The organism is Rubrivirga halophila, from assembly GCF_046845755.1.
In the GTDB taxonomy this organism is placed as follows: Bacteria; Bacteroidota; Rhodothermia; order Rhodothermales; family Rubricoccaceae; genus Rubrivirga.
Window position 1 is genome coordinate 4,102,114 of sequence record NZ_CP177357.1, and the last position, 26,546, is coordinate 4,128,659.

Annotated in this window: 25 protein-coding genes and 1 tRNA gene; 14 read left to right on the forward strand and 12 right to left on the reverse strand. The window is 74.2% G+C overall.

Annotated elements, in window-relative coordinates:
• Genes ACLIRP_RS17920 through ACLIRP_RS17935 form a run of 4 tightly spaced genes read left to right on the forward strand, consistent with a single transcriptional unit; the run spans position 1 to position 3,711 of the window.
• Positions 1-660: a hypothetical protein gene (locus ACLIRP_RS17920; protein WP_412061838.1), complete on the forward strand. Its 660-nt coding sequence runs from the start codon at positions 1-3 to the stop codon at positions 658-660.
• A complete protein-coding gene (gene hutI / locus ACLIRP_RS17925) occupies positions 657-1,898 on the forward strand; it encodes an imidazolonepropionase (RefSeq protein ID WP_412061839.1) in 1,242 nt (413 codons plus the stop codon). Before ACLIRP_RS17920 ends, hutI begins: the two co-directional genes overlap by 4 nt.
• Positions 1,898-2,770, forward strand: coding sequence for a formimidoylglutamase (locus tag ACLIRP_RS17930; protein WP_412061840.1), 873 nt, complete (start codon positions 1,898-1,900; stop codon positions 2,768-2,770). The genes hutI and ACLIRP_RS17930 overlap by 1 nt, the downstream gene beginning before the upstream one ends.
• Positions 2,771-2,820: 50 nt before the next feature.
• Complete coding sequence (locus tag ACLIRP_RS17935) at positions 2,821-3,711, forward strand: nuclease (RefSeq protein WP_412061841.1); 891 nt, start codon at positions 2,821-2,823, stop codon at positions 3,709-3,711.
• Between the two features lie 105 nt (positions 3,712-3,816).
• Here ACLIRP_RS17935 and ACLIRP_RS17940 read toward each other — a convergent pair whose 3' ends face one another.
• From ACLIRP_RS17940 to ACLIRP_RS17970, 7 genes are all read right to left on the reverse strand, one after another.
• Positions 3,817-4,497: a DUF2993 domain-containing protein gene (locus ACLIRP_RS17940; RefSeq protein ID WP_412061842.1), complete on the reverse strand. Its 681-nt coding sequence runs from the start codon at positions 4,495-4,497 to the stop codon at positions 3,817-3,819.
• 109 nt (positions 4,498-4,606) lie between these two features.
• Positions 4,607-5,317, reverse strand: a complete 711-nt coding sequence (locus tag ACLIRP_RS17945) for a type 1 glutamine amidotransferase domain-containing protein (RefSeq protein WP_412061843.1) — start codon at positions 5,315-5,317, stop codon at positions 4,607-4,609.
• A gap of 151 nt (positions 5,318-5,468) precedes the next feature.
• Positions 5,469-5,792: a hypothetical protein gene (locus ACLIRP_RS17950; protein WP_412061844.1), complete on the reverse strand. Its 324-nt coding sequence runs from the start codon at positions 5,790-5,792 to the stop codon at positions 5,469-5,471.
• A gap of 225 nt (positions 5,793-6,017) precedes the next feature.
• Positions 6,018-6,091, reverse strand: a tRNA-Lys gene (locus tag ACLIRP_RS17955).
• Between the two features lie 61 nt (positions 6,092-6,152).
• Positions 6,153-8,396, reverse strand: a complete 2,244-nt coding sequence (locus tag ACLIRP_RS17960; RefSeq protein WP_412061845.1) for a TonB-dependent receptor — start codon at positions 8,394-8,396, stop codon at positions 6,153-6,155.
• 84 nt (positions 8,397-8,480) lie between these two features.
• Positions 8,481-8,816: a hypothetical protein gene (locus tag ACLIRP_RS17965; RefSeq protein WP_412061846.1), complete on the reverse strand. Its 336-nt coding sequence runs from the start codon at positions 8,814-8,816 to the stop codon at positions 8,481-8,483.
• Positions 8,817-8,896: 80 nt separating this feature from the next.
• Positions 8,897-11,209, reverse strand: a complete 2,313-nt coding sequence (locus ACLIRP_RS17970) for a CDC48 family AAA ATPase (RefSeq protein ID WP_412061847.1) — start codon at positions 11,207-11,209, stop codon at positions 8,897-8,899.
• A 187-nt stretch (positions 11,210-11,396) separates the two neighbouring features.
• Between ACLIRP_RS17970 and ACLIRP_RS17975 the strand changes: the two genes are divergently transcribed.
• The 3 genes from ACLIRP_RS17975 (at position 11,397) to ACLIRP_RS17985 (ending at position 15,097) form a co-directional block, all read left to right on the forward strand.
• Entirely contained in the window at positions 11,397-12,320 is a 924-nt protein-coding gene (locus ACLIRP_RS17975) for a hypothetical protein (protein ID WP_412061848.1), read from the forward strand.
• 4 nt (positions 12,321-12,324) lie between these two features.
• A complete protein-coding gene (locus ACLIRP_RS17980) occupies positions 12,325-13,650 on the forward strand; it encodes a fibronectin type III domain-containing protein (protein WP_412061849.1) in 1,326 nt (441 codons plus the stop codon).
• A 97-nt stretch (positions 13,651-13,747) separates the two neighbouring features.
• A complete protein-coding gene (locus ACLIRP_RS17985; protein ID WP_412061850.1) occupies positions 13,748-15,097 on the forward strand; it encodes a hypothetical protein in 1,350 nt (449 codons plus the stop codon).
• Positions 15,098-15,151: 54 nt separating this feature from the next.
• Here ACLIRP_RS17985 and ACLIRP_RS17990 read toward each other — a convergent pair whose 3' ends face one another.
• Positions 15,152-15,781 (reverse strand): YkgJ family cysteine cluster protein, encoded by a 630-nt coding sequence (locus tag ACLIRP_RS17990; protein WP_412061851.1) that lies wholly within the window; start codon positions 15,779-15,781, stop codon positions 15,152-15,154.
• Positions 15,782-15,786: 5 nt separating this feature from the next.
• Positions 15,787-16,071 carry a hypothetical protein gene (locus ACLIRP_RS17995; protein WP_412061852.1) on the reverse strand — a complete coding sequence of 95 codons (285 nt, stop codon included), beginning with the start codon at positions 16,069-16,071 and terminating at the stop codon, positions 15,787-15,789.
• Between the two features lie 98 nt (positions 16,072-16,169).
• Between ACLIRP_RS17995 and ACLIRP_RS18000 the strand changes: the two genes are divergently transcribed.
• On the forward strand, positions 16,170-17,582 hold the full coding sequence (locus tag ACLIRP_RS18000; protein ID WP_412061853.1) for a Na+/H+ antiporter NhaC family protein: 1,413 nt from the start codon (positions 16,170-16,172) through the stop codon (positions 17,580-17,582).
• Here the strand turns inward: ACLIRP_RS18000 and ACLIRP_RS18005 are convergent.
• Positions 17,579-18,016 (reverse strand): hypothetical protein, encoded by a 438-nt coding sequence (locus tag ACLIRP_RS18005; RefSeq protein ID WP_412061854.1) that lies wholly within the window; start codon positions 18,014-18,016, stop codon positions 17,579-17,581. The two genes, ACLIRP_RS18000 and ACLIRP_RS18005, sit on opposite strands and share 4 nt — an antisense overlap.
• 82 nt (positions 18,017-18,098) lie before the next feature.
• Here ACLIRP_RS18005 and ACLIRP_RS18010 point away from each other — a divergent pair, with 82 nt between their 5' ends.
• A complete protein-coding gene (locus ACLIRP_RS18010; RefSeq protein WP_412061855.1) occupies positions 18,099-19,073 on the forward strand; it encodes an SMP-30/gluconolactonase/LRE family protein in 975 nt (324 codons plus the stop codon).
• Positions 19,070-20,416 carry a GntP family permease gene (locus ACLIRP_RS18015; protein ID WP_412061856.1) on the forward strand — a complete coding sequence of 449 codons (1,347 nt, stop codon included), beginning with the start codon at positions 19,070-19,072 and terminating at the stop codon, positions 20,414-20,416. The genes ACLIRP_RS18010 and ACLIRP_RS18015 overlap by 4 nt, the downstream gene beginning before the upstream one ends.
• A 258-nt stretch (positions 20,417-20,674) precedes the next feature.
• Here ACLIRP_RS18015 and ACLIRP_RS18020 read toward each other — a convergent pair whose 3' ends face one another.
• Together ACLIRP_RS18020 and ACLIRP_RS18025 are read right to left on the reverse strand one after the other, a co-directional pair.
• Positions 20,675-21,049, reverse strand: a complete 375-nt coding sequence (locus ACLIRP_RS18020; protein WP_412061857.1) for a DUF2237 family protein — start codon at positions 21,047-21,049, stop codon at positions 20,675-20,677.
• A 1-nt stretch (position 21,050) separates the two neighbouring features.
• Positions 21,051-21,422: a rhodanese-like domain-containing protein gene (locus ACLIRP_RS18025; protein ID WP_412061858.1), complete on the reverse strand. Its 372-nt coding sequence runs from the start codon at positions 21,420-21,422 to the stop codon at positions 21,051-21,053.
• Positions 21,423-21,635: 213 nt separating this feature from the next.
• On the opposite strand from ACLIRP_RS18025, the gene ACLIRP_RS18030 reads away from it, so the two are divergent.
• The 4 genes from ACLIRP_RS18030 (at position 21,636) to ACLIRP_RS18045 (ending at position 26,337) form a co-directional block, all read left to right on the forward strand.
• Positions 21,636-22,649: a L,D-transpeptidase gene (locus ACLIRP_RS18030; protein ID WP_412061859.1), complete on the forward strand. Its 1,014-nt coding sequence runs from the start codon at positions 21,636-21,638 to the stop codon at positions 22,647-22,649.
• Between the two features lie 169 nt (positions 22,650-22,818).
• A complete protein-coding gene (locus ACLIRP_RS18035; protein WP_412061860.1) occupies positions 22,819-25,374 on the forward strand; it encodes an ATP-binding protein in 2,556 nt (851 codons plus the stop codon).
• Complete coding sequence (locus tag ACLIRP_RS18040; RefSeq protein WP_412061861.1) at positions 25,364-25,756, forward strand: LytR/AlgR family response regulator transcription factor; 393 nt, start codon at positions 25,364-25,366, stop codon at positions 25,754-25,756. Before ACLIRP_RS18035 ends, ACLIRP_RS18040 begins: the two co-directional genes overlap by 11 nt.
• Positions 25,756-26,337 carry a response regulator gene (locus ACLIRP_RS18045; protein WP_412061862.1) on the forward strand — a complete coding sequence of 194 codons (582 nt, stop codon included), beginning with the start codon at positions 25,756-25,758 and terminating at the stop codon, positions 26,335-26,337. Before ACLIRP_RS18040 ends, ACLIRP_RS18045 begins: the two co-directional genes overlap by 1 nt.
• The last annotated feature ends 209 nt before the right edge of the window (positions 26,338-26,546 follow it).

Here is a 26,546-nt window from a genome sequence, read left to right on the forward strand (position 1 = left end):
ATGCGCCTCCTCCTCCTCTCCCTGCTCCTCGCCGCGTGCGCCGGCACCGGCGACGCCCCGCCCGCCGCCGACGGCACGCTGACGGGCCGCGTCGTCGCCGTGGACCTCTCGCCGATGGCCTACGACGGGAACGCGCTCGTCACGGTCGCCCCTGACGGCGGGGGCGCTGACGTCGTCGTCCACATTCCCGCGCGCCAGAACCTCTGCGCGGCGACCATCGAGGACCTCGACGCCGTGGCGCCCGGCGACCGCGTCGAGGTGCGCGGCGAGGCCGGTGAGGGCACCGTGACGCCGTGCACGGGCGCCGACCACGTCTTCCGCGTCGTCGAGCGGGCGACGCCCGGCCGCGAGGTCGTCCGGGGCGTCTACACCACGTCGTTCGAGGTCTCGGCCTTTACCCCCTGCGACCGCCCCGACGAGACATGGTGGCTCACGCCGAACGAGGCTTTCGGCGAGGCGCTCCGCGTCCTCTCCGACGAGCACCGGAGCGAGAGCGGGCGTGGCGGGAGGCTCTACGTCGAGGCAACGGTTGAGGGCACGCTCAGCCCCGAGGGCGCGCACGGCCACCTCGGCGCTTACGCGCGCGAGATCACCGTCACCGGCGTCCGCGACATGGTCCACCTCGCCACCGATCCCGACGAGCCCCCCACTTGCCGATGACCGTTCTCACCGACATCCGCCAGCTGGCGACCTGCCCGCCCGACGGCCGCGACGCCGGCCTCGTCGATCACGCCGCGCTGGCCTTCGACGATGGCCGGATCGTCTGGGCTGGGCCCCAGGCCGACCTGCCGGCCCGCTTCGAGGGCGCCGAGCGCCAGTCGGCCGGCGGGCGGCTCGTCGTGCCCGGCCTCGTCGATTGCCACACGCACGTGGTCCACGCGGGCGACCGGGCCGACGAGTTCGTGGAGCGGATCAAGGGAACGCCGTACCTCGAAGTCGCCCGGCGCGGCGGGGGCATCCTGAAGACCGTCCGCGCCACGCGCGCCGCGAGCGACGCCGGACTGGCGCACGCAGCGGGCGCCCGGCTGGCGGCGATGCTCCGGCAGGGCGTCACGACGGTCGAGGCCAAGACGGGCTACGGGCTGACGCTCCACGACGAGCTCCGCGTGCTCCGCGTCCACGCGATGCTGGCCGCGCACGGGCGTCAGCGGATGGTGTCGACGCTGCTCGCGGCGCACGTCGTGCCGCCCGAGTTCGCCGACGACCGCGCGGGCTACGTCCGGCTGATTACCGACGAGATGATCCCCGCCGCTGCGGCCGAGGGGCTGGCGGCGTTTGTCGACGTGTTCGTGGAAGAGGGCGCGTTCACGGCGGACGAGGCCCGCCAGATCTTCGAGGCGGCGCACGCGCACGGGCTCGGCGCCAAGCTCCACGCCGACCAGCTCTCTGACACCGGCGGCGCGGCGCTCGGGGCCGAGGTGGACGCCGCGTCGGCCGATCACCTCGAGTGCATCTCCGACGACGGCATCCGCGCGCTCGCGGCGTCCGACACGGTCGCCGTCAGCCTGCCGATCGCGACGCTCGTGCTCGGCCAAGAGCCGCTGCCCGCCCGCCGCCTGCTCGACGCGGGCGCCCGCGTGGCCGTCGCGACCGACTTCAACCCGGGCTCGGCGCCGTCCGCCAGCCTCGGGCTCGCGCTGTGGCTCGCGTGCACGCTCCAGCGGATGACGCCCGAGGAAGCGCTCCGTGGGGCGACCGCCGAGGCGGCCCGTGCGCTCCGCCTCACCGACGGCACCGGCTCGCTCATCCCCGGTGCTCCGGCCGACTTCGTCGTGTTCGACGCGCCGACCGTCGACGGCTGGCTCTCGTCGTGGCGGGCCGAGCCCGCGCTCTGGACCGTCATCGGCGGCGAGACCGCGTGGCAGCGCGGCGACGCCCGCGCCAAGCTCTCCGCGTGATGGCCGACCCCCGACTCGGCGACTGGCTCCGCGACGCCCCGCTGGTCGGGAGCACGCGCGTGGCACTGGTTGGCTTCCCATCCGACGAGGGCGTGCGCCGCAACGGTGGTCGGCCCGGCGCGGCGGGCGGTCCGGCGGCCATCCGCGAGGCGCTGTTTCGGATGACGCCCGACGCCCGGGAGCACGAGGCGTTTGCGAGAATGCTGGAAAACATGGCAGATATCGGCGACGTGCCGGTGTCCGGCGACCTCGCCGCCGACCAAGTCCGACTCGGGGAGCACGTCGGCGACCTGCTGGCGCGCGGTGTGCTCCCGATCATTCTGGGCGGCGGTCACGAGACCGCGTTCGGCCATTTCCTCGGCCACGTCGCGGCCGGGGCGGACGTGTACGCGCTCAACTGGGACGCGCATGCGGACGTGCGCCCGCTCCGCGACGGGCGCGCGCACTCGGGCTCCCCGTTCCGACAGATGCTCGACCATGACTCCGGCCGGTGCCGGGGCTACACCGTCGTCGGGCTGCTCCCATGGCGCGTCGCCGCCGCGCACGCGGATGTGCCGACCGAGGTGGTGTGGGCCGACAGTCTCGACGCGGCCCGTGTGGACTCGATTGTCGCCGGGCTCGACGGGCCGACGCTCGCGACGTTCGACCTCGACGCCGTCGACGGGGCCGCGGGCGTGAGCGCGCCAGGCGTCGGCGGGCTGCCGGTGCCGGTGTGGCTGCGGGCGGCCCACGCGTGCGGGCGGTCGCCCCACGTCCGCTCGTTCGACGTCGTCGAGCTCAACCCCACGCATGACCCCGACGGCCGCTCGGCCGTGCTGGCGGCGCTGACCGTGTGGCACATCCTGCGCGGCATCGCCGCCCGCGGAGAGTGACGAGAGGGCGGAGGACGGCGGTACTCTTCGGACCCGTACCCGTTGCCCTCGTGACTCGCGTCCTCCTCGCCCTCGCCGCCCTCACGCTCACCGCCTCGGCCCCCGCCAGCGGCCCGCCCGCGCAGTGGGGGGAGCACGGCCACCGCCTCATCGGTCGCGCCGCCGCCGACGCGCTGCCCGATTCGATGCCGGCCTTTTTCCGCCAGGCCGCCGCGCAACTCAGCTACCTCAACCCCGAGCCCGACCGCTGGCGCTCGCGCACCGAGGGCGACCTCGACCGGGCGCTCGGCAACGCGGGCGCGGCCGAGCACTACATCGACCTCGAACTGGTCCCCGAGGGCGCCCTCGACGCCATCGACCGGCTGGCGTTTGCCGACTCCCTAGTGGTCCGCGGCGGCGAGCGGTCGGCGAAGGTGGGGCTGTTGCCGTACCAGATTCTGGAGCTCACGCAGCGGATCCGCATCGGCTTCCGGCTGTGGCGCGCGGCTGAGACCGACGACGACCGGGCGTGGATCGAGGCGCGCATCGTCAACGACGCGGGCATCCTGGGGCACTACGTGGCCGACGGCGCGAACCCGCACCACACGACGATCCACTACAACGGCTGGGCGGGCGACGACGGCCGCTACGCGACCCTCGAGCGCGGCTTCCACTCCCGCTTCGAGAGCGCGTTCGTCGAGACACACATCGCCCTCGGCGACGTGGAGGCGGCGCTCACGGCGCCGGCGCGCGAGCTGGGCCCGCTGCGCCCCGCCGTCTGGGACTACATCGCCGACACCCACTCCCTCGTCGAGCGGCTCTACGACCTCGACGAGGCCGAGTCGTTCGGCCCTGAGACGACCGGCGCTGCCCACCGCGCCTTCGCCGTGGACCGGCTGACGGCCGGGGCCGCCATGCTCCGCGACCTGTGGTGGACAGCCTGGGTGAGCAGCGCCGGGTAGCGCCTTCGCCGCCTGTCGTCAGGGTCCGCGTGGTCGCTTCCGGCGTGTCCTACGCGGGACGCGAGGGCTCGAACGGGACCGTCCGCCATCTCTTCGGCCGAGTCGCTAGCGGCGCAGCCGGACACCCTGGAGGTCGCCCGTCGCTTCTACCACGACCGCGCCGCGCTCGACGCGGACGTCCGTCACCGTCAGCGCGAGGTCCTCGTCGCGCAGGTCGGCCACGGGGTTGATGCGGTCGCCCACGGCTCGCGCGAGGCTCCCGCCGAGCCCAATCCCAGCGGCCCGCACGGACTCGACGTCGAGCCGGACCGCGCCGTCGGCGGCCACCAACTGCCCCCGGATCTCGGCGCCGACGGGGAGCCGGAAGCCTTCGATGGCGCCCTCGACGCGGACCGTCGCGCGGTCCGGCGCCGCCAGTGTCACGGCCGCGCGCGAGATCCCGCGCTGGGTGCCGAGGTACGTCGCGAGGTCGGCCGGGAGCAGCCGCGCCGTCGCGCGCGCGCTGTCGACGCGCGTCAGCACGCGCGTTTTCTGGTCGAAGGCGACGCCCCACAGCGTGACGTCGAGTCGGTCGACGACGGGGGCGTCCTCACGGGCCACGCGGTCGCCGGTGATCGTCACGCGCTCGGCGGTCCGCGCCGACAGCTGGAGGCCGTCGACGGTCGCGTCGTAGTGGTCGGCGGGGCCCAGGGCCTTGGGGAGGGCCGACACGATCTCGGCCTCGACGCGGCCGGAGACGTCGCAGCCAGACGCGGCGAGGGCGAGGAGGAGCAAGAGGATGCGCATGGCCCGGAAACGCCGACGCGCCGCGACCGATCCGGGTCCGGCGGCCTCCACAAAAAACGCCCCGCCCAAAGCAGGGCGGGGCGCGGTCTGGCGGTGCCGAGCCGTGGCGCTAGGCCGGCGTGGTCGCCAGCGCCTTCAGCAGGGCCTCGGCCGCCGGGCCCGACGACGCCGGGTTCTGGCCGGTAATCAGCAGCCCGTCGGTGACGACGTGGACGCCCCAATCGTCGGTCTTGGAGTAGACGCCGCCCTTCTCCTTCAGCATGTCCTCGATCAGGAACGGGACCACGTCGGTGAGCTGGACGGCCTCCTCCTCGGTGTTGGTGAACCCGGTCACCTGCTTGCCCGCGACGAGCGGCTTGCCGTCGGCGCCGGTGACGTGGCGAAGCACGGCCGGCGCGTGGCAGACCGCCGCGACCGGCGTGCCGTTCGCGATGGCGGTCTCGATGAGGGCGATCGAGGTCTTGTCCTCGGCCAGGTCCCACAGCGGGCCGTGGCCGCCGGGGTAAAAGACGGCGTCGAAGTCGCCGACGTCGATCTGGTCGAGCGGGGTCGTGTCGGCGAGTGCGGCCTGCGCGTCGTCGTCGGCGTAGAACCGGCGCGTGTCGTCGGTCTGGTTGTCCTCGGTGTCGCTCGACGGGTCGAGCGGCGGCTGGCCGCCCTTCGGCGAGGCCAGTGTGATCGTGGCGCCGGCGTCTCGGAAGACGTAGTAGGGCGCGGCGAACTCCTCGAGCCAGAACCCGGTCTTTTTGCCGGTGTCGCCGAGGTCGTCGTGAGAGGTCAGGATCATCAGCACGGTCGTGCCGGAGAGGGAGTCGTTCATGTCGAGAGGGGAGTGGTTTCCCCCCGTGAACCCGGCCGCCCCTCCCCACAGTTCCGTGACCATTTCGCGCGGCCCACCCCTGAACGCGAAAACGCCCACGCTCGCGAGCGCAGGCCGTTGCGGGGTGCCCCCACCAGGATTCGAACCTCGGTCAGACGCGCCATGCGTGCCAGCCCTGCTCGCGCGCCGTCTTCCGCTTGTGGCAGTTCGCGCAGCGGACCTCGCACTTGGCGATCTCAGCGTTCAGCTTCGCCACGCTGAACTGGCGGGTGGCCATGTTCGAGAGCGCTCCTACCTTTTCGCCGCGGACGTGGTCAAACTCGAGCACGATGGGATCCGCCTCGCCACAGTCGACACAGGGGTGCGAGAGGAGATATCTCCACAGGTGCTGTGCGTTGCGTTCGAGGTAGCCCTGGTTGCGCGTCCGCTGGCTCGCCCCTCGCCGGAGATACCAGTCCCGGCGGACCTCCGTCATGCAGAGCCGACAGTAGGTCTGGAGGCCGTCGCGGCGGCGACGGTTCTTGCTGAAGGCACCAGCGGCGACAGGACCCGCTCGCACCGGCTGCAGCGTTTCGTTCTCGAGCGGGCTGACATCTGGATCGCCGGGGCGCCCCGGACTCTAACCCAGAGAGGCCGACATCCCCACGTCACCAGCACACAAAAAAGGCCCTGGCGACACCGCCAAGGCCTTTGGGGAGGGTGCCCCCAGAAGGATTCGAACCTTCGACACGCGGATTAAGAGTCCGCTGCTCTAACCAACTGAGCTATAGGGGCACCCGCAAGGTACCGGGCGGCCCCAGGGGGGCCAAGCGGAGCGACGGTGAAACCGCGCGCCCTAGAACGCCGCGCGGACCGCCAGCCGCACGCTCCGCCCGGACGCCGGGACGCCGAACGGGCGGTACCGGCTCAGCGGGTCGATGTAGCGCGCGTCGCCGATGTTCTCGACCGCCAGCGTTGGCGTCAGCACAGCCCCGCCGACCGCCAGCGACGCGGAGACGGAGGCCGACCACACGGCGTACGCGTCCGTCGGGATCTCGTCCGCCAGCTCGGGCCGGTCCTGGGCCGCGACGAGCGTCGGGCCGACGCGTGCTTCGAGATCGCGGAAGGCGCCGAGCCGCTCGACCTGATACTCGACGGCCACGTCGAGCCGGGCCGGGGGGACGAACGGCAACGGGTCGCCGCTGGCCCGCTCGGTCCCGCGCGTCCAGTCGCCGGCGAGGTGGAGGCCGAGCCCGTGCAGCGCGTGCGGGTGCACGTCGACCCGCGCCTCGACGCCCGCCAGCCGCGCGTCGGTCTGGACGAAGTCGAAGATCTGGAACCCGCTCTCGGGGTCGACCTCGCCGGTCGCCTGCGGCGTGATGTAGGCGTCGACGGCGTTGACGAACGCGCCGGCCTCGGCGTAGACGTGGGGCGAGAGGTAGCGGACGACGCCGTCGAGCGCCACGCTCGTCTCGGGCGCGAGCGTCGCCGTCCCGCGCTCGAACCGGAGCGTCCCCTCGTGGACGCCGTTCCCGAACAGCTCTTGGAGGATCGGCGCCCGGAACGCGCGGCCGAGGTTCGCCGCGACGGACAGCCCGCCGCCGACCTCCCAGGCCGCGCCGACGGCCCCGGTCAGGGCCGTGTACGACCGCGTCTGCGCCTCGACGCCCAGGTCGTCGTTCGCCTCCACGTCGAGCTGGCGTAGGTCGAGCCGGGCGCCGGCGTCGACCGTGACGGGCCCGGCGACGAGCTGCTCGGCGACGTAGACGGCGCCGTTGAGCGTCGTCCCGCCGGGGATGAGCGCCTCCTCGGCGAGCGTCTCGTTCCGCTGCCACAGGCCGCTGACGCCGACCGTCCCGAACACGCGCCCGATCGGGCGGTGGTGCAAGCGCGCGTCGGCCGTCGCCGTGGTCAGGCGCAGGAAGAGGGCGGGGTCGTCGGGGCCCAGGTCCTCTTCGTCCTCGAACTCGCGGCGTCGGTTCTGCTGGAGCGCGACGATGGCCTCGAGCCGGTCCGGGCCGAGCCGCTGGTCGAGCCGCACCGTCGCGCGGTCGTGGGCGACCGTCTGGCGCGGCTTGTCGATGGCGGCGCGGTCGGCGAGTGTCGCCGGGAGCGCCGCCGCGTCCTCGGCCTCGAACAGACCGATCGTCTGCTGGAACGTGCTCGCACCCGCCTCGACCGTGCCCTGGCCGACGCGGGCGCCGACCCGGCCCGAGACGGTCCGCGTCTCCAGCGCCGTGTTCGGGATCAGCCCGTCGGGCGTGCGCAGCGCGGCGGCGTCGAGCGCCCCCGCGCGGACCTCGGCGCCGAGATGGCCGGACCGGACGCCGAGCGCGACCGTGCCCTCGCCCTGCTGCGCCGCCGTCGCCCCGGCGACCGACGCCGCGCCCCACGAGCCCTCTTCCCGCGCGAGCAGGCTTGCGGGCGCCGTTTGCACCACGCCGCCGAGCGCATCGGACCCGTAGAGCAAACTCAGCGGACCGCGGACGACCTCGATCCGGTCCACGTCGGCCGCGCCGATCTCGGGCCCGTGCTCGTCGCCCCAGCCCTGCCCCTCCTGCCGCACGCCGTCGTTGACGACGAGCACGCGCTGCGAGGTGAGGCCACGGACGACCGGCTTGGCGATGCCCGGCCCGGTCGCCAGCAGGCGGACGCCCGCGAGCTCGTCGAGCGCCTCGAACGGCGTCGCCCCGCCGGCCCGGTCGAGCTCGGCCCGGTCGACCACGGCGACGGACTGGGGGACCGAGAGCACGTCGGAGGCCCGCGCCCGCGCCGTCACCGTCACGTCTGGCGACTCGACGATCGACGGCGCCAGCGCCACGTCGAGCCGCGCCGGGCCCGCGCCGACGGCGACCGTCTGGGTCTGGCTGAGGTAGCCGAGAAAGGAGACGACGACGCGCACGTCGCCGCGCGGGAGGCCGAGGAGTTCGAAGGTGCCGTCGGCACCGGTGGCCGCGCCTCGGTCGAGGGCGGGGACTTGGATGGCGGCGCCCGCGAGCGGGGCGCCGGATTCGGCGTCGACCACGCGGCCGACGAGGGATTGGGCGGAGGCCGCGCCGCCAACCAAGGCGAGCGCGACCGTCAAGAGACGGAAGACCATGGGAGCTGTCGCTGGGCCGCAGACGCGCGGCCGGATACCAGAGCCGGCGGAGACCGCCGGGCGAGACCGTCCGCGAGCGCGGACCTAGGCGACAGCGGGCGGTCCTCTGGCCGATGCGGCGTCGGCCGCGACGCCGCGGACGGCGGCGTCCGGACCGGGCGGCCGGTCTGTGTCGGCGAGCGCGAGCGTCGGGGCGTCGGCGAGCGCCGGCGCCGCGTGGTGGCTGGCGCAGACCGCGCAGTCGAGCGCGTGGACGTCCCCGTCGGCACACGGCGCGTGCGCGCCGTCGGTGCCGTGGTGCGCCGCTTGGTGTTCGCGGCCCTCCGCCCACTCCGCCGCGTGCTCCGCGTGGTGCACCGCCGAGGCGGCCAGGCCGCCGACGAGGGCGAGCAGCAGGAGCAGGGACGATGGGCGGCGCATGACGCCCGAACGTACGACCGGGCGCGCACCGTGCCCAGCGCCCGGTGTGACCGCAAGCGGGGCCGTCGGCACCGATCCGGTCAGCCCGCCCCGTCGCCCTCGGCGGGGCTGAGGTCGAACCCGATGCGCCGCGTGCCGCGCGGGTCCTCCTGCTTGAGCTGCTGGCGCATCCGCTCGTACTCGCGCTCGACCTCCGCCGTCACGCTCGGGCGCGTGTCGGCCAGGGCCTCGTCGAAGTTGGCGGCCGTCACGGTCTCCGTTTCCAGATCGGCGCGGAGCGCGACGAGACCGGCCTTCCGGACCAGGTTTTCGAGGTCGGCGCCGGAGTACCGCTCCGTCCGCTCCGCGAGCGCGTCGAGATCGACGTCGTCGCCGAGCGGCATCTCGGCTGTCTGGATCTCCAGGATGCGGCGGCGGCCCTCGGCGTCGGGCACGGGCACGTAGACGATCTCGTCGAAGCGGCCCGGCCGCAAGAGCGCCGGGTCGAGCAGCGTCGGCCGGTTCGTCGCGCCGATCACGATCACGCCGTTGAGCTCCTCGAGCCCGTCCATCTCCGCGAGGAGCGTGTTGACCACGCGCTCGGTCACGTTCGAGTCGTTCGTGCCGCCGCCGCGCGAGGGTGCGAGCGCGTCGATCTCGTCGATGAAGATGACCGTCGGCGACACCTGGCGGGCGCGCTTGAACAGCTTCGAGACCTGCTTCTCGGACTCGCCGACCCACTTCGACAGGAGGTCGCTCGACTTCGTCGCGATAAAGTTGGCCTCGGCCTCGCGCGCGACGGCCTTCGCCAGCAGCGTCTTGCCGTTCCCGGGCGGGCCGAAGAGCAGGAAGCCGCGCGCCTGCCGGATGCCGAGCCGGCGGAACGCCTCGGGGTGCTTCATGGGCAACTCGATGCCCTCCTGGAGCTGGCGCTTGGTCTCCTCCAGCCCGCCGATGTCGCCCCAGCCGACGGTCGGGACCTGGATCTGGATCTCGCGCAGCGCCGACGGCTGGACGCGCCGGATGGCGTCGTCGAAGTCGCCGCTGCGGACGACGAGCTCGTCCAGAATCTCGGCCGGGATCTCGTCCTCGTCGAGGTCGATGTTGGGCAGCAGACGGCGCAGCGCCGAGATGGCGGCCTCGCGCGCGAGCGCCCCCAGGTCGGCCCCGACGAACCCGTACGTCGTCCGCGCGAGCTCGACCAGGTCCACGTCCTCGGCGAGGGGCATGCCGCGCGTGTGGATGTCCAGGATCTGGCGGCGGCCGGCCGTGTCCGGCACGCCGATCACGATCTCGCGGTCGAACCGGCCCGGCCGGCGGAGCGCCTCGTCGATGGCGTCGGGCCGGTTCGTGGCCCCGATCACGACCACGTTCCCGCGCCCTTCGAGCCCGTCGAGGAGCGTCAGGAGCTGGGCGACGACGCGGCGCTCGGCCTCGCCGGTCTCGTCGCGCGCCGGGGCGATCGAGTCGAGCTCGTCGATAAAGATGATGGCCGGCGCGTTGTCGGCGGCCTCCTCGAAGACGGCCCGCAAGCGCTCCTCGGACTCGCCATAGTACCGGCCCATGATCTCGGGCCCGTTGATCACGGAGAAGTGGGCGTTCGTCTCGTTCGCGACCGCCCGCGCGAGCAGCGTCTTGCCGGTCCCGGGCGGGCCGTAGAGGAGCACGCCCTTGGGCGGGTCGATGCCGAGCCGGGCGAACAGCTCGGGGTGCTTGAGCGGCAGCTCGATCATCTCGCGGACCTGGTCGACCGTGTCGCCGAGCCCGCCGATGTCGTCGTAGGTGATGCCGACCGGCCCCTCGCCCGAGCGCGGCTCCTGGTACTCGGGTAGCAGCTCGATCTCGGTCTGCTCCGTGACCTGGACGATCCCCTTCGGTGAGGTCTTCGTCACGATCAGCCGGATCTCCTGCAAGCCGAACGCGCGCTGCTGGCCGAACAGGCGCTGCGCGATCTCGGGCGGCAGCCCGGGTACGCCGTCTTGCGGCCCGGGCTGGCTGCGATACACGGACGTCGAGACGGTGTCGCCGGAGACGAGCGGCCGACCGAGCAACGTCCGCAACAGCGCTTGGCCGCGCCCCTGGAGCCGCACGCCCGGCTGGGCCGGCGCCAGCGTCACCTTGGCGGCGGGCTGCACGCGCGCGGCCGACACCTCGACGTGGTCGCCCATCCCGACGCCCGCGTTCGCGCGGAGCAGGCCGTCGAGCCGGATGATGCCCAGGCCGGCGTCGGCGGAGTACGGGGGGAGCGCGATGGCGGCCGTCGTGCTGGTGCCGTCGAGCTGGACGACGCCGCCGGGCGCCAGCCCGAGCTCGGCGAGCGCTTCCTGGCTCAGCCGCGCCACGCCCTTGCCCACGTCGGGGTTCTGGGCGCCGGCGACCTGGAGGCGGACGGTGGAGGTGGAGACTTCGGCCATGGCTGTCGTGGGGTGCGGCCCGTTCCACCCCGCCGCGCGCGCGGGGTTCGCGCCGGGCGCGGGACTCACACACGCTTCAGGCTCGGGCGGTGTCGCGCGTGCCGAGCCCCCCGCGCGCGTGCTGGAAAGCGAGCCATGCCGGCGCGCGCGGAGTATTCTCGCGCGCATCGGACCCTACAAGAACACGATGACTCGTGCGCCCGTCTGTCCCGGACGCCTGCTCCGCCTGGGCACCCTCTTGCTTGCCGTCGGCGGGGCCCTCGCGCCCTCCGCCCAGGTCCTCCTCCGCGTCGAGGCCTCGGTCGGCGGCGTCGTGGCTCGCGTCAACGGGCTCTCGATCGGGGCCGTCCCGACGGAGGTCTTGTTGGAGCCGGGGCGGTACGTCATCGAGGGCACGCGGCCGCAGTTCGAGCCGGCCCGCGTGACGGTCGACGGCGCGCACGGCGACACCCTCGCGGTCCGCCTCGAGATGGTCCGCTTGCGCGGCGAGGTCGTCGTGGACGGCGTGCCGGACGGCGCCGAGGTGCTGGTCGACGGCGAGCCGATCGGGGGCTCGGCCGCGAGCGCGCCGGTCGGCGCCGTGACGGTCCGCGTCCGGGTGCCCGGGGCGCACGACGCCGAGGCCCGCGGCGTCGTCGTGGCCGGCGGCACGACAGTGCTGACGTACACGCAAGCGGGGCGCGACGCGGGCGCGACGCGGATCGGGCTCGCGATCCCCGGCATCGTCCAGATCCGCGACGGCCGGACGGTCCCCGGGCTCCTCTACGCGGGCGGCGTCGTGGGGGCGCTGGTGCTAACCGCCGCCGTCGACCAGCGGGTGCGCCGGATCGACACCGACCTCGACCGGGCCGTCGCCATCTACGCCGTCGCCACGGGCGAGGGCGCCATCGCGGCCGCGCGGCGCCAGGCGCTCGCGCTCTACGACGAGGCGGAGGGCGCCCGCTCGGCCCGGACCGCCGCCTTCCTCGTGGCCCTGGGCGTCCACCTCGTGTCCGCCGCCGACGCCTACGTCATCCACTCCCGACGGCCCACGCTGGAGGTCGGCCGCCGGACCGCCGGCTGGCGCGTCTCGCCTGAGGGCGCCGGGCTCGTCGCCCGCCTCACCTTGTAGCCCGATGCCCGTTCCGCTCCGTGTCGCCGCGCTGGCGCTCCTGGCCCTGGCCGCGTGCGACTCCGCCGACCTCCCCGTCTTCAACAACCCGAGCGACCCCCAGCTCCCCGGCGAGCGCCTCGTCGACCCGCCCGCGTCGATCCAGATCGAGCCTGCGACCCCGACCTCGCTCGTCCTCCGCTGGACCGATCCGGGCGACGGCGAGGGGTTCGTGGTGTTCGAGGTGATTCGCTCGTGCGACCCGTTCGCCGGGCCGTGCGGGCAGGTGCGGCTCGGGGAGGTCGGGCCCGCGACGACCTCGTTCGAGGTCACCGGCCTCACCGGGACGGCCGACCGCCGGTTTGCCGTCGCCACGCGCGGCGAGCTGGGCGGGCGGAGCGCGATCGGCGTGAGCCCCGTCGCGTCGTACTCCGGCGGCGCCGTGGTCGCGGGGGGCGCCGGCGACCGGGGCGTGATCTCCGCCGACGGGTCGGTCGCCTACGGGACGACGGATGAAGGGGGCGAGGTCATCGTCCACGACCTCGCCAGCGGGGCCCGATCGACGATCGGGGGGTACGGCGAGGTCGTCGGGCCCATCGGCGCCGACCGGGCGCTCGTGCTCCCGGCGGCGGCGTTCGCCGAGACGGGCACCTTCGCGCGCCCGTACGCCGTCGTGCACCGCTCGACCGTGGTGGCGACCGGGACGCTGGCGGCGCCGCCCGGCGAGCCCGAGAGCGTGGTTGTGTCGGCCGACGGGCGGCGGGCGGCCGGGACCTTCGCCGCCGACGGCGGGATCGAGCTTGCGCTGTGGGACCTCGACAGCGGCGGCACGCTGCGCGGCGCTTCGACGGGGCGCCGACTGCGGCCCCAGGACGTGCTGCTCGGCGTCGTCGGCGACCTCGTCCTCGTCAACCGGATCCTCGACAGCCGGATCGAGGCGGTCGATCTCACCACCGACGCGACGGCGTGGACGGTCGACGGCGTCGCGGGCCGGGCCGAGGTCGACGGGGCCACGGCGACCGTGCTCGCGTTCCGCTCTCCCCGCACGCTCGTCCCCATCGACGCGGTCTCCGGGGCGGTCGGCGCCGTCATCCCCGCGAACCCGAACGGGGTCGGGCGGCCCGCCGGGATCGGCCCCGGCCACGTGGTCACGATCGTGTCCGGCGCCAGCCCCGACCTCTTCGTGACCTCGCGTGCGACGGGCGAGGTGGTGCGGGTGATCGAGGGCGCGCGGTCCGGCTTCGTCGGCGCCCGCGTGACGGCCGACGCGGTCGTCGTGTTCGCGAACGTCGACGGCGGCACGGTCACGCGCGTCCCGTTCGATGGCCGCTGGGGCGCCGTCGCCGAGTAGTCCCGACGTACCGAGGGCGGGGAGAAACGAGGGCCCTGGCATCGTGTCGCCGGGTGCACCTCTATGTTTCGGTGTGATTCCGACCGGATCCGCGAGCATGCGTGCCCTCGTGCTCGGCCTCCTGCTCATCGGCTGCGACGCGGCGGTCGAGCCGGCGCCGGCCCTCGGGGCCCCCACGTCGTTGGGCGTCGCCAGCGCCACGCCCACGACCGTCACGCTCCGCTGGCGCGCCCCGGAGGCGCCCGTCGACGGGTTCGAGATCCGGACCGGCTGCACCGCCGCGTGCCCGGCCCTCTACCCCGAGGTGCTGGCGACCGTCGGGCTTGGCTACCTGTCGTACCGAGTGGAGGGGCTGGTGGATGTCGAGCCGCGCCAGTTCCAGGTGGTGGCCGTCCGCGACGGGGCGCGGGAGGGGAGCGAGGCCGTCCGCGTGGAGTACCCCGCCGACGCGCGGCGCTCGGGCCGCCCGCTCCCGGGGCCGGGGCCGGCGTACCTCGCCCACGACGGGGACTATGCGTACCAACCATCCCCACCCGACACCACGGTCTGGAAGGTGGACGTCCGCACCGGGGCCGTGGTCCGTCGCTACGACGGGTACGACACCGTGCTCGCGACCATCGCGCGGTACGGGGCGATTGGGGACGAGGGGGTCTTCGTCTACGCATCCGGGGCGCCGCCCGGGGAAGTCGGGTACGCCGCGTACTTCCTGGAACGCGTCATTCAGCCTGCGGGGTATCGAATGCCCGACGGCCCCGTCCTCATCGATACGCCCGGCGCCGCTGGACTCGTCGCCGCGCCGGCGCAGCCGTCGGTGCTGATGGCCTCGTCGGAGGTTGCGGGAGGGCGGCACCTCACAGCCTGGATCCGCCAAGGGGTGGCCACCGGCCCCGACCCGGTGGTCGTCTCCGGCTTCGAGTCGATGCTGCCCATCGGGGTCACGTCGGCGACCGGGAGGGCCTTCCTCCTCGATCCCCTCACCGGCCGGCTCCACGGGGTCACGCTCAACGGCGGAGACGCCCCTCCCCAGACGGCCTGGACGGTGGAGACCGGCTGGCGCGAGGGCTCGGGCGCGGTGCCACAGTTCTACCAGCGCCGCATCGACCTGGCGTTCACCGCCGGCGGACAGCACCGCGTCGTCGACGGCCTCGACGGGTCCGGCATCCTCGCGGTCGCGGCGGGCCCGCGCGAGCAGGTCGTCGCCTTCTCGAACGGGTGGGTGGTGGTCTCCGACGGGACCACGCTCGCGTTTGTCGATGGGGAGACCGGGGCGCCGTTGCGCCGCATCCCTGAGCAACCCGACGACCTCGACGGACGGCTCGCGAACGAGGGGCGCCACGTGATCGCCGTGTCGGGCGCCACCGCGACCGTGATCGTCTCGGAGAACGGCGTCCGCTCCGTGCGCCGGTGGGTGCTCGACGCGACGTGGCGCGAGGCCCCGGCCCAGTAGCCCCAAGCCGAGGCGGCCCCGGCCCACCTCCGATCCGCCGGCGCCCGCGGCGCGCTAGCCCAGCGGTGCGCCGGCCGCGTCGAGCCACCGGTGGAGAAGCGCGAGGTGGCGGTCCGTGCGGGCCTCCACGTCGCCAAGCACGGTGTCGCCGAGGGCCGCATCGATGTCGTCGAACGGGGGCGGGGGGCCGGGGTCGGGGCCGTCGATGGCGAGGGCCGCCGCGACGCGCCGGGCGACGGCCGCGTAGTCGGCGGCGCGGCGCTCGTAGGGGGCCGTCCCCTGGTGGTCGAGGTACGCCGCGACCGTCCCCACGCCGCCGTACTGCCCGGCCGACTCGGGCAGGGGCGCCAACTCGACGAACACCTCGGCGTCCTCGACGGTGCCGACCCAGCCGAGCGGGTAGAGCCGGCACGCCAGCGGCCGCCCGGCGTGGACCGTGCACCGGCCCTCGGCGAGGTAAACGCAGGCCCCGTCGTCGCGCTGGCGGAGCGTGCCCGACGCCGGGTCCACGTCGCGCGCGAGCACGGCCGTCGTGGTCGTTCCGAGCACCGCCGCGAGCCGGGCAGCCTCGTACGGGCCGACCCGGATGCCCTTGTGGTGGCAGCACCGGGCACACCCGTGGCAGGTGTAGGCGAAGGCGTCGGACCGGCCGCGCGCGACTGACCGGAGGGTCGGGCCGGTCATCTGCGCTAGACCTTGAGCTGGGCTGTCCCGAGCGTTCGCGTGGTCGAGCCCTGGACCCGCTCGAACTTGAAGACGGCCGCGGGTTCGGCGTCGCGGAGTCGCGCGGCGACGCTCTCGGAGATCGGGACGGTGTGGAACGGCTCGGGCTCGTCACGGCTGTAGAACGCGAGCTGGAAGCCGTCGGCCTCGGTGGCGAGCACGGCGACGGGCGTGCCGAGGCCGAGCGCGAGCGCGCCGGCGGCCCGCTTGAGGCTGTCGCGGCGGGAGATCGGGGATCCGGGACGGGGCATGGCAGGAACGGAGGGGGCGGTCTCTCATGCGTCGTCCGCCGACACCGGAGGTCACGGCCGGCCGTGAGTACCATCGGGGCTCCCCACACGCCTGCCCGATGGACCCGACCTGGACCAGCCTCCTCCCGCCGATCCTGGCCATCGGCTTGGCCATCGGCACGCGCCAGGTGTACCTCTCGCTCGGCGCTGGCGTCTGGCTCGGGTTCACGATCCTGGCCGGGGGCAACCCGCTGGCGGGCCTCGGGGGTGCCATCGACGGGGCCGTCGGCGTGTTCTCCGACGCCGGCAACACGCGCGTGCTGCTGTTCACGCTCGTCATCGGCGCGCTGATCGCGACGGTCGAGGCGGGCGGCGGGGTCAAGGGGTTCGTCGAGACGTTGGAAAAGCGCGGCTGGGCGTCGACGCCGAGGGGCGCGCGGCTGCTGGCGTTCCTCGTTGGCGTGGTCATCTTTATCGAGTCCAACATCACCGTGCTCGTGGCCGGCGCCGTGTCGCGCCCGCTGTTCGACCGCCAGAAGCGCAGCCGCGAGATGCTGGCGTACCTCATCGACTCGACGAGCGCGGCGGTCTGCGTGCTCATCCCGCTCAACGCCTGGGGCGCGTACGTGCTGAGCTTGTTGGGCGAGCAGGGCGTCGAGGACCCGCTCCGGCTGTTCGTGTCGTCGATCCCGTACAACGCGTACGCGCTTGCGGCCGTCGCCCTCGCGGGCTTTGTGGCCGTCACCGGCTGGCGGTTCGGGCCGATGAAGAAGGCCGAGGAGCGGGCCGAGCGCGGCGAGCGGTTCGCGCCGGGCGCCGCGCCCGACGTCGACGAGACGGCGCTCGTGCCGGAGCCGATCGGCACCATCCCGGCGCGCGTGCTCAACATGCTGCTCCCGCTCGGCACGATGGTCGTGATGATGCCCGTCGCCCTGTGGATCACCGGCGACGGCGACCTGCTCGACGGCTCGGGCTCGACGAGCGTGCTGTGGGCGGTGCTCAGCGGCTTGCTTGTGGCCTGGGTGCTGATGCTGGCGCAGCGCGGGATGACCGTCGAGCAACTCACGACGACCGGGCTCAAGGGCGCCGGTGGGATGCTGGGCATGGCGTTCGTGCTGCTGTTGGCACTCGCGCTCGGCGCCGTCACGCGCGAGCTCGGCGCGGGCGTCTACGTGGCGTCCGGCGTGGCCGAGGCGGGCGTCGGGCCGATCCTACTCTTGCCCCTCGTCTTCCTGACCGGCGCCTTCGTCGCGTTCTCGACCGGGACCTCGTGGGGCACGTTCGCCATCATGATCCCGATCGCCGTGCCGGCCGCGGCGGCGCTCGGCCTCCCCCTCGCGCCGTTTCTGGCCGCCTCGCTCGCGGGCGGCATCTTCGGCGACCACGCCTCGCCGATCTCGGACACGACGATCGTCTCGTCGCTGGCGGCGGCGACCGACCACATCTCGCACGTCCGCACCCAGCTGCCGTACGCCCTCCTTGCGGGCGGCGTCGCGATTGTCGCGTTCGCCCTTATCGGCGCGACGATCTAGGCCCCGGCCGCCGGGGCTGCGGGCGACCGCGCGCGGCGGACGAGCCGAACGGTGCCGCCGATGAACACGGCGAGGCACAGCACGGCGCCGAGCCCGAACAGCCCGCGCGCCAGCAGCACGTCGAGCGCACGCGGGAGCACCCCCGCACCGCCCGAGAACTGCTCGGCGCTGCCGAACAGCGCCACCCACCCGCCGATCACGCCGAACGCCAGCCAGATGACCCCGACGGCGGCCGACTGCACGGCCGGCCACCGATGCGCGAGCGCCGCCAGCCCGCCCATCCCAAACACGGCGCCGCACAGCGCCAGCACCCAGCCCGGCGCGTGGACCGAGGCCGGGTCGACGGGGACGACGCCCGCGCCGAGGGCGACGAGCGCGAGCCCGGCGGCGACGAACAGGCCGCCGAAGAGGAGGTCGGGGCGGGTGGGGACCATGCGGACGGTATCGACGCCTCAACCCGTCGTTTAACAGACGCGCGCGGCGGGCTATCCTTCGGACTCGTCTTCCGGTGTCCCCATGCGTCGCCTCGTCCTCCTCGCCGGCCTGCTGGCGACCTCTGCCCTCTCGCAGCCCTCCGACGCCTTCCGCGAGCGCGTGCCCGACGGCGCCGAGGCCGAGGTGCTGGCGGAGGGGTTCGTCTGGTCCGAGGGCCCCGTGTGGCGGCCCGCCGAGGGCGACCTCCTGTTTAGCGACGTGCCCGGCAACACGGTCTGGCGGTGGTCCGACGCCGACGGGCTGAGCGTCTTTCTGCGCCCGTCCGGGCTGGCGCTGGCGCCGGGGCAGGACGCCAGCGTCGGCAGCAATGGGCTGATCCTCGATGCCGAGGGACGGCTCCTGCTCGCCGACCACGGCTCGCGCGCCGTCACCCGGCTGATCCCCGGCTCGTGGGTCCGCGAGACGGTCGCCGACCGCTACGACGGCCGCCGGTTCAACAGCCCCAACGACCTCGCGCTGCATTCGTCCGGCGCCCTCTTCGTCACCGACCCGCCGTACGGGCTGGCGGGGCGGGATGCCTCGCCCGACAAGGAGCAGCCGCACAACGGCGTCTACCGCATCGACCCCGACGGCACCGTCGCGCTCGTGATCGACGACCTCACGTGGCCGAATGGCGTGATCCTGTCGCCCAACGAGCGGACGCTGTACGTCGCCAACTCGGACCCGGCCCAGGCGATCTGGCGCGCGTACCCGGTCGCTCCGGACGGGTCGCTCGGCGAGGGCCGCCTCCTCTTCGACGCGACATCGATGGTGGGCGAGGCGAATCCCGGCCTGCCCGACGGGATGGCGATGGCCGACGACGGGACGCTCTTCGCGACCGGGCCCGGCGGCGTGCTGCTGCTGGCGCCCGACGGCACGCACTGGGGCACGATCCAGACCGAGCGGGCGACGGCGAACGTCACGTTCGGCGACGACGGGCACGCGCTCTACCTGACCTCGCACGACCGCCTGCTCCGCCTCCGCGTGACCGCCCGGGGCGTCGGGTTTGGCGAGTGAGCCCGGTCGTGATCCTGGCCGTCGGGATGGCGACGGTCCTGGGGCTGATCGTCGTCGGGCGCGTGCACGCGTTCCTGGCGCTGCTGGCGGCGGCGCTTGCGGTGAGCCTGCTGGCGGACGGCCTGACGGGCCCAGCCGTCGCGCGCGTCGCCGAGGCGTTCGGGGCGACGGCCGCGTCGATCGGCATCGTCATCGCGTTCGCCGCCGTGATCGGCTCGGCGATGACCACCAGCGGCGCCGCCGACCGGGTCGTCCGCGCCTTTACCGGGGACGACCACCCCGAGCGGGCCGCGCCCGCGCTCGCCGCGAGCGGCGCCGTGCTCGCGATCCCGGTCTTCTTCGATACGGTCTTTTACCTGCTCATCCCGCTTGCGCGGTCGGCGGCGCGGGCCTCGGGGCGCGGGTACCTCAAGCTGCTCCTCGCCGTCGCGGGCGGCGCGGCGATCTCGCACACGCTCGTCCCGCCGACGCCGGGCCCGCTCGTGACGGCCGCCGAACTGGGCGTCGACCTCGGGACGATGATGGGCGTGGGGCTGGTGATCGCCGTCCCGTGCACGGCCGCCGTCCTGCTGTTCGCGGGCTGGGCCGAGCGCCGGATGCCGCAGATCCCGCCCGCGGGGCCGCAGCCTGAGGCGCCGGCGTCGGAGCCGCCGCCCGGCGAGGCCGTCGCGCTGCCATCGCTGGGGCTCGCGCTGCTGCCGGTCGTGCTGCCCGTCGCGCTGATCGGCGCGGCGACCGTCGCGACGGCGCTCGACCAGAGCCTCCCCGTGCTGGCGGCACTCGGCAACCCCAACCTGGCGCTGGGGCTGGCGGCCGTGGCCGCGCTCGCCGTCCAGGTCCGCCAGCGGGGGACGGACCGCCGGGCGCTCGCGGCGTCGGTCGAGGCGGCGCTGATGGCGGCCGGCGTCATCATCCTGATCACGGCGGCGGGCGGCGCGTTCGGGGCGATGCTGCGCGCGGCGGGCGTCGGCGAGGTCGTCGCCGGGCTTGTGGGCGACGGGGCGGGCGGGGTCTCACTCCTCGCGCTCGCGTTCGGCACCGCGAGTCTCATCAAGACGGCACAGGGCTCGTCGACGGTCGCTATGATCACGACGGTCGGGCTCGTCTCCGGCGCCGTCGCGGGCGTAGACCTCCCGTTCCACGCGGTCTACCTCGCCACGGCCATCGCCAGCGGGTCGCTCGTGGGCTCGTGGATGAACGACAGCGGGTTCTGGATCTTCGCCACGATGGGCGGGCTCGGCGAGGTGGAGACGCTCAAGACGTGGACGCCCCTGCTCGCGCTCGTGGGGCTGGTGGCGTTTGCGACGACGCTCCTGCTGGCGGGGCTCGTCCCGATGGTGTGAGGCCGCGCCAGCGCCCCCAGACGTCATCCTGAGCGGAGTCGGGCAGCGACGGAGTCGAAGGATCTCTGGCGAGCGCGACGCTCTGTCCGCCGCTCTCGTCTATGAGCCGGGACCCCATCGCATCAGAGATCCTCGGCTCCGCCGACGCTTCGCGTTCGACTCCGGGCTGCGCCCTCCGCTCAGGATGACAAGACCAGGGCGAGGCGCCAGCCTGTAGCACCGTTGCCAGCGGAGCTTCCTGCCCTCCCCTCCATCCCTCTACGCATCCACCGCGTGCTCGCGGAGCGCGTCCAGCCCCACGACCGCCAGCGCCTTCTCGTGCGTCGCCGCCAACACCACGTCCGGCGCGACGCCCGCCGCCAGGGCCTCCGCCCACCGGCTCAGGCACAGGCACCACCGGTCGCCGGGGCGCAGGCCGGGAAAGCTGAACTCGGGGCGCGGCGTCGACAGGTCGTTGCCGCGAGCGCGCGAGAACGCCAGGAAGTCGGCCGTCATCACGGCGCAGACGACGTGCGTGCCGTGGTCGTCCGGCCCGGTCTCGCAGCAGCCGTCGCGGTAGAACCCCGTCATCGGGGCCCGGCTGCACGCGACCAGGTCGCCGCCGAGCACGTTCTTCGAGGGGACGAGCTGCATGTCAGTCGGTCTCGGTGGGGAAGCCCGCGCCGGTCCACGCCCGCCAGCCGCCGTCCATCGACTCGACGGCCGTGTAGCCCATCGCGCACAGCGACTGGGCTGCGAGTGCCGAGCGGTAGCCGCCGCCGCAGTACAGCACGATCGGCGCGCCGAGGTCGGGGAGGGCCTCTTCGGCGTCGCGCTCTAGGATCCCGCGCGCGAGGTGGACGGCGCCCGGCAGGTGGCCGCGGTCCCACTCGGCCTGCTCGCGGACGTCGACGAGCGTGAACGGGGCGCCCGCCGCCATCCGCTGGCGGACCGACTCGGCGTCGGTCTCGGCGATCTGGGCGCGGGCAGCGTCGACGAGCGCGACGAAGCGGGGGCCGTGGGCCATGGGGGCGGGCGGGGAGGGGAGGGGTGGAGCGCGCCAGCCGGGCGCAGGTTCCTCACACGGCGGGGGACAGCGAAAGGCAATCGGCCACCGACGCGTCCGTTCTGGGCCGGTAAACGCCGCCCCGGCCGCGACGGCACAGAGTCCGCACAGATCCGCGCGGACCCTCCCAAGCCCCCCGCGGGTATACTCGCCCCGACTTCCGCGTTCGATCCCATGCGTCTCTCCCTCTTCCTGCTCGCCGCCGTCCTGCTGGCGCCCGTCGTGGGCGCCCAGAGCGCGGCCGACCGCGCCGCCGACGCCGCCATCTCGGCCGACTTCGCCGAGGACGGCCCGGTCACCTACTTCAGCCAGTCGTGGCTGGTCGACACGATGAACCGGCGGACCGCCGAGTCCATCCGCGAGGTCCCGCGCGTCTACTACGACTACTACATCGTGCCCCAGGGCCAGAACCGGCTGGAGGCGCGGCTCTCGCTGTACAGCCGCTTCGGCGGCGACCGCGACGTGATCAAGCCGCTGCTGTGGCTCCTCAACCGCAACGACCTCGAGAACCTCCAGCCCGGCGACACGCTCGTCGTGCCAACGCATTTCGGGCTCGACTTCCGGGCCTACTCGCCGTTCCCGCGCTACTACCCCGGCGCGCGGCAGATCGACAAGGTGGTCATTTTGGACAAGCAGATCCAGGCGTGGGGCGCCTACGAGCACGGCGAGCTGGCGCGGTGGGGCATCATCAGCACCGGCGTCGAGAGCGCGCGGACGCCGAGCGGCCGGTTCAACATCAACTGGAAGCAGGACTACCGCGTGAGCACGCTGAGCCCGGGCTACGGCTCGTCCGACCCCGGCGCCGAGCTCTGGGAGATGTACTGGGTGATGAACCTCCACGAGGCGCGCGGCATCCACATGCACCAGTACGCCCTGCCCACCTCGGGCCCGGCCTCGCACGGCTGCATCCGGCTCCTGGAGCCCGACGCGCAGTGGCTCTACACCTGGACCGACACCTGGGACGTCCAGAACCAGCGCGACCCGATCTCGTCGGTCGGCGCCAAGATCACCGACCAGGGCACGATGGTGCTCATCATCGGCGAGGACATCTCGCAAGCGCCCGAGCCGTTCCTCCACCGCGAGCGCTACCCGGTGATCCGGATGGTCAACCTCCCGCCGGACCCGTACGCCGTGCCCGCCGGCACCGAGCAGCAGCGGGCCTTCGACCGGCTCGCCGGCCGCCGCTAGCGCGGGCCCCCACTCGTCGTCCGAGCGCCCCACCACACCTGCTGGCGGGGCGCTCGTGGGTTCAAGAGGGGGGGCGCCAGCCGGCGGGCTCGCGGGAGCGGGCCGACCAGGGCGGCTTTCTGACCGGCCGTCTGGACGGTCGCGCGGGGCCGGGGCTACTCTGGGGCGCATGATCTCCCCCTCCGAGACCGACCCGCGCCGCGTCCGGCACCGGCTCACCAGGCGGTATCTCACGGCGCTCGTCCTCTTGGCCATCGCCATCACCGCCGCCGAGGGGATCGTGCAGCACTCGCTCGGCCGGCTCGCCGACGACACGGCCGTGGTGAACCTCGCGGGGCGCCAGCGGCTGCAGAGCCAGCGGATCGTCCTCGCCGTCCGCGACGGCGACGCCCGGGCCGCGGCGGATGTGGCCTCGACGTGGGCCGGCGTCCACCGGGCGCTGCTCGACGGGGACCCGGCCCGGGACCTCGACGCGCTGGCTCCGGGCCCCGCCCGCATCGCGCTCGACGCCTTGACCGCCGACGTCTCCCGGATCGTCCGCGCCGTCGACGCTTTCGCGGCCGCGCAAGCCGCGGGCGACGCTCGCCAGGCGGGGCAGGCGGCCGGGGCGGTCGAGGTCGGGGCCGGGGCGTTCGTCGTCGGGATGGACGGCGTCGTCCGCGCGCTCGAGGCCGAGGCGGGCGGGCTCATCCGGCGGCTCCGGGCCGTCGTGCTGGCGGTCTGGCTGGTCCTGCTGGCGCTCGTCGTCGCGATCGGGCTGGGCGTGTTCCGGCCGGCGGTCGAGGGCGTCGTCGACTCGATGCAGCGGGTCGCGATGCAGGGGCGGCTGCTCCAGACGGTCATCGACACGATCCCCTCCCACATCTACGTCAAGGACCGGGCGGGGCGGGCCGTGCTCCGCAACCGGGCGAGCGCCGCCGCGCTCGGGTTCGAGGACCCCGCCCACACCGTCGGGCTGACCGACGCCGAGGCCGTCGCCGGCGACGCCCGGCACGACGAGACGGCCGGGCTCGCCGCGCTCTCCGATGACCTCGCCGTGATCGAGACGACGATCGCCATCGAGGACCAGGAGGAGCCCAACGGCGTGGGCGGCTGGCTGCTCACCAGCAAGGTCCCGCTGTTCGACGACGACGGCGAGGTCGCCGGGCTCGTCGGGGTCTCGCGCGACATCACGGCGCGAAAGCAGACCCAGGCGGCGCTCGTGGCGGCGACGGCGGCGGCCGAGACGGCGGTCCGCGCCAAGGAGACGTTCCTGGCCAACGTCGGCCACGAGATGCGGACGCCGCTCCACGCCGTGCTGGGCCTGTCGCGTCTGCTGGCGGCCAGCGAGGTCTCGGGCTCCCAGGGCGACCTGGTGCACGGGATCTCGCGGGCGGCCGACACGCTGCTGGGCCTGATCGACGACCTGCTCGACCGCGCACGCCTCGACGCCGGCCCGGCCCGCTTCCACCGGACCCCGTTCTTCTTGGCCGACGTGCTCGCCGACGTCCGCGACCTGCTCACGCCCGTCGCCGCCGACAAGGGCGTCGCCGTCGAGGTCGCCGGGCCCGACGGGATCGACACGCTGCTCGGCGACGCCAAGCGGCTCCGCCAGGTGCTGCTCAACCTGGGCGGCAACGCCATCAAGTTCACCGAGGCCGGGTCCGTCCGGATCACCGCCGCGATTGAGGGCCGCGAGGCGGACCGCCTGGACCTCCGGTTCGACGTCGTGGACACGGGCATCGGGATCCCGCCCGACCAGCAGGCCCGCATCTTCGAGGCGTTCGTCCAAGTCGACGACGCTGCGACGCGGGCGCACGGCGGGACCGGCCTGGGCTTGTCCATCGTGCGCGATCTGGTCGAGCGGCAGGGCGGCACGGTCGAGGTCGAGAGCGCCGTCGGGGAGGGGAGCCGGTTCACGGTGCGGCTGTCGGTCGAGATCGCGCCGGTGTCGGACGTCGCGCCGAGCGCGGCCCCGGCCACACCGGCTGCCAACCTCGCGGGCGTCCGCGTGCTGGTCGTCGAGGACAACCCGACCAACCGGCTCATCGTCCGGCGTCAGGCGGAGGCCTGGGGCATGGCCGTGGCCGAGGCCGCGAGCGGGCAGGAGGCGCTCGACCACCTCGGCCGCGGGGCGCCCGTCGACCTCGTCCTGATGGACCTCCAGATGCCGGGCATGGACGGCCTCGAGACGACGCGGCGGTTGCGCGCGGCCGGGCACGACGGGATCCCGGTCATCGCGCTCACGGCCTCGGCGCTGGCGTCGCGCCGGGGCGCCACGCTCGCGGTCGGGTTCAGCGACTTCGTGCTCAAGCCGTTCGAGCCGGGCTGGCTCCGGCACCGGATCGGGCTGCTGCTCGGGCGGGCCCGGCCCGCCGCGGCCGACACCGCGGCCATCGACCGCGGCCGCCTGCGCGAGAGCGCCGTCGGCGACCCCGACCTGGAGCGCCGCCTGGTGGCCATGTTTTTGGACGAGGCCGCCCGGTCCGCGGCGGCGCTCGCGGCCGCCGCCGCCGAGCACGACCGGGCCCGGCTCCGGGCCGAGGCCCACGCGCTCCGCGGGCAGGCCGCCTACGTCGGGGCCGGTGTGCTGGCCGAGGCGCTGGAGCGGCTCGAATCTGTCGCGGACGGCCCGGGCCCGTTTGCCGATCTTACCGAGGCCACCATCGAGGCGACCGCCGCCGTCGCCGACGCCACCTGGGCCCTGCGCCTCCTGTTTCCACCGCTTCCTGCCGATGCCCCCTGACGACCGCCCCCTGAGGGGCCTGATCGTAGAGGACAGCCCCGTCTCGCGCGCCGTCCTCGAAGGCTACGTGGCGCGGCACTCGGGCGTGACGCTCGTCGCCAGCGTGGCCGACCCCGCCGGCGCCGCCAGCGCCCTCGACGCGCACGCCGTCGACCTCGTGTTCCTCGACATCGAGCTCGGCGACGAGTCGGGCCTGGCGATCGCCCGGCGGCTCGCGCCCGGCGTCCAGCTCGTCGTCACGACCGCGCGTGAGCAGTACGCGATCGACAGCGTCCACTTCCGCGCCGCCGACTTTTTGCTCAAGCCTATCGGCTACCGCCGCTTTGCCGAGGCCGTCGACCGGGCGCGACGCCTGGCCGGGCTCCGTCCCACCACCCCATGATGTCGACTCCGACCGCCCCCGACGACCCGACCCCCGACGCCGACGCCACGCGGCGCGACCTCCGGGCCCTCGTCGGCCACCTCGAGGCCCTCCGCGATACCGACCTCGGCCGGCTCCAGCGGGCCCACCTCGGGCTCGCGGTGGCGGCGGCCCAGACGATCGGCCAGCGATTGGGGGCCCCGACCCCGTCCGCTCAGGTTCCGGACCCCGAGTCCCTGCTCCGGGTGCTCGTCGTCGACGACAACTCGATCAACGTCCACGTGGCGATGCGGATGGCCCGCGTGCTCGGGGCCGAGGCCGAGGGGGCGATGTCCGGCGACGAGGCCCTGGAGGCGCTCGCGGCCGCGCCCTTCGACCTCGTCCTCCTCGACGTGATGCTGCCCGGCGTCGATGGGATGGAGGTGGCCCGCGAGATCCGGTCGCGGTTCGGCGCGCGCCCCGTCATCGTCGGGGTGACGGCGCTGTCGCACGTCGAGAAGGCGTGCCTCAATGCGGGGATGTCCGCCGTCTTCGTCAAGCCGCTCCAACTCGAGAACGTCGCGGCGGCGCTGGACCTCGCCGAGGCGCCGGCCACCGCCTAAGGCCTCACCCCCGCCTGGCCCCTTATTCAAGGGAGGCCTTTGTTCGAATGCGCGTCGCCATCGAGGCTGACGCCGGCGCAGCTCGCGGAGTCCCCCCTCATCGGATGAGGTCTCAGATCCCGCTTGCGGGGAGGGGGGCAGGGGGTGGTCGAACCGGCGGGCGCGAGCCCACCTGCTTGCGCAAGCCCGTCGCCATTCTCAGACCCTCC

Bases quoted from the DNA above. Each gene is read 5' to 3' on its own strand.
- ACLIRP_RS18035 (WP_412061860.1), top strand. From the start codon at position 22,819: ATGATCTCCCCCTCCGAGACCGACCCGCGCCGCGTCCGGCACCGGCTC.
- ACLIRP_RS17995 (WP_412061852.1), bottom strand. From the start codon at position 16,071: ATGCCCCGTCCCGGATCCCCGATCTCCCGCCGCGACAGCCTCAAGCGG.
- ACLIRP_RS17930 (WP_412061840.1), top strand. From the start codon at position 1,898: ATGGCCGACCCCCGACTCGGCGACTGGCTCCGCGACGCCCCGCTGGTC.
- ACLIRP_RS17920 (WP_412061838.1), top strand. From the start codon at position 1: ATGCGCCTCCTCCTCCTCTCCCTGCTCCTCGCCGCGTGCGCCGGCACC.
- ACLIRP_RS17990 (WP_412061851.1), bottom strand. From the start codon at position 15,781: ATGACCGGCCCGACCCTCCGGTCAGTCGCGCGCGGCCGGTCCGACGCC.
- ACLIRP_RS18025 (WP_412061858.1), bottom strand. From the start codon at position 21,422: ATGGCCCACGGCCCCCGCTTCGTCGCGCTCGTCGACGCTGCCCGCGCC.
- ACLIRP_RS17945 (WP_412061843.1), bottom strand. From the start codon at position 5,317: ATGAACGACTCCCTCTCCGGCACGACCGTGCTGATGATCCTGACCTCT.
- ACLIRP_RS17980 (WP_412061849.1), top strand. From the start codon at position 12,325: ATGCCCGTTCCGCTCCGTGTCGCCGCGCTGGCGCTCCTGGCCCTGGCC.
- ACLIRP_RS18005 (WP_412061854.1), bottom strand. From the start codon at position 18,016: ATGGTCCCCACCCGCCCCGACCTCCTCTTCGGCGGCCTGTTCGTCGCC.
- ACLIRP_RS17970 (WP_412061847.1), bottom strand. From the start codon at position 11,209: ATGGCCGAAGTCTCCACCTCCACCGTCCGCCTCCAGGTCGCCGGCGCC.
- ACLIRP_RS18020 (WP_412061857.1), bottom strand. From the start codon at position 21,049: ATGCAGCTCGTCCCCTCGAAGAACGTGCTCGGCGGCGACCTGGTCGCG.
- ACLIRP_RS17940 (WP_412061842.1), bottom strand. From the start codon at position 4,497: ATGCGCATCCTCTTGCTCCTCCTCGCCCTCGCCGCGTCTGGCTGCGAC.
- ACLIRP_RS17985 (WP_412061850.1), top strand. From the start codon at position 13,748: ATGCGTGCCCTCGTGCTCGGCCTCCTGCTCATCGGCTGCGACGCGGCG.
- ACLIRP_RS18045 (WP_412061862.1), top strand. From the start codon at position 25,756: ATGTCGACTCCGACCGCCCCCGACGACCCGACCCCCGACGCCGACGCC.
- ACLIRP_RS17950 (WP_412061844.1), bottom strand. From the start codon at position 5,792: ATGACGGAGGTCCGCCGGGACTGGTATCTCCGGCGAGGGGCGAGCCAG.
- hutI (WP_412061839.1), top strand. From the start codon at position 657: ATGACCGTTCTCACCGACATCCGCCAGCTGGCGACCTGCCCGCCCGAC.
- ACLIRP_RS18030 (WP_412061859.1), top strand. From the start codon at position 21,636: ATGCGTCTCTCCCTCTTCCTGCTCGCCGCCGTCCTGCTGGCGCCCGTC.
- ACLIRP_RS17965 (WP_412061846.1), bottom strand. From the start codon at position 8,816: ATGCGCCGCCCATCGTCCCTGCTCCTGCTGCTCGCCCTCGTCGGCGGC.
- ACLIRP_RS17960 (WP_412061845.1), bottom strand. From the start codon at position 8,396: ATGGTCTTCCGTCTCTTGACGGTCGCGCTCGCCTTGGTTGGCGGCGCG.
- ACLIRP_RS18040 (WP_412061861.1), top strand. From the start codon at position 25,364: ATGCCCCCTGACGACCGCCCCCTGAGGGGCCTGATCGTAGAGGACAGC.
- ACLIRP_RS18010 (WP_412061855.1), top strand. From the start codon at position 18,099: ATGCGTCGCCTCGTCCTCCTCGCCGGCCTGCTGGCGACCTCTGCCCTC.
- ACLIRP_RS17975 (WP_412061848.1), top strand. From the start codon at position 11,397: ATGACTCGTGCGCCCGTCTGTCCCGGACGCCTGCTCCGCCTGGGCACC.
- ACLIRP_RS18000 (WP_412061853.1), top strand. From the start codon at position 16,170: ATGGACCCGACCTGGACCAGCCTCCTCCCGCCGATCCTGGCCATCGGC.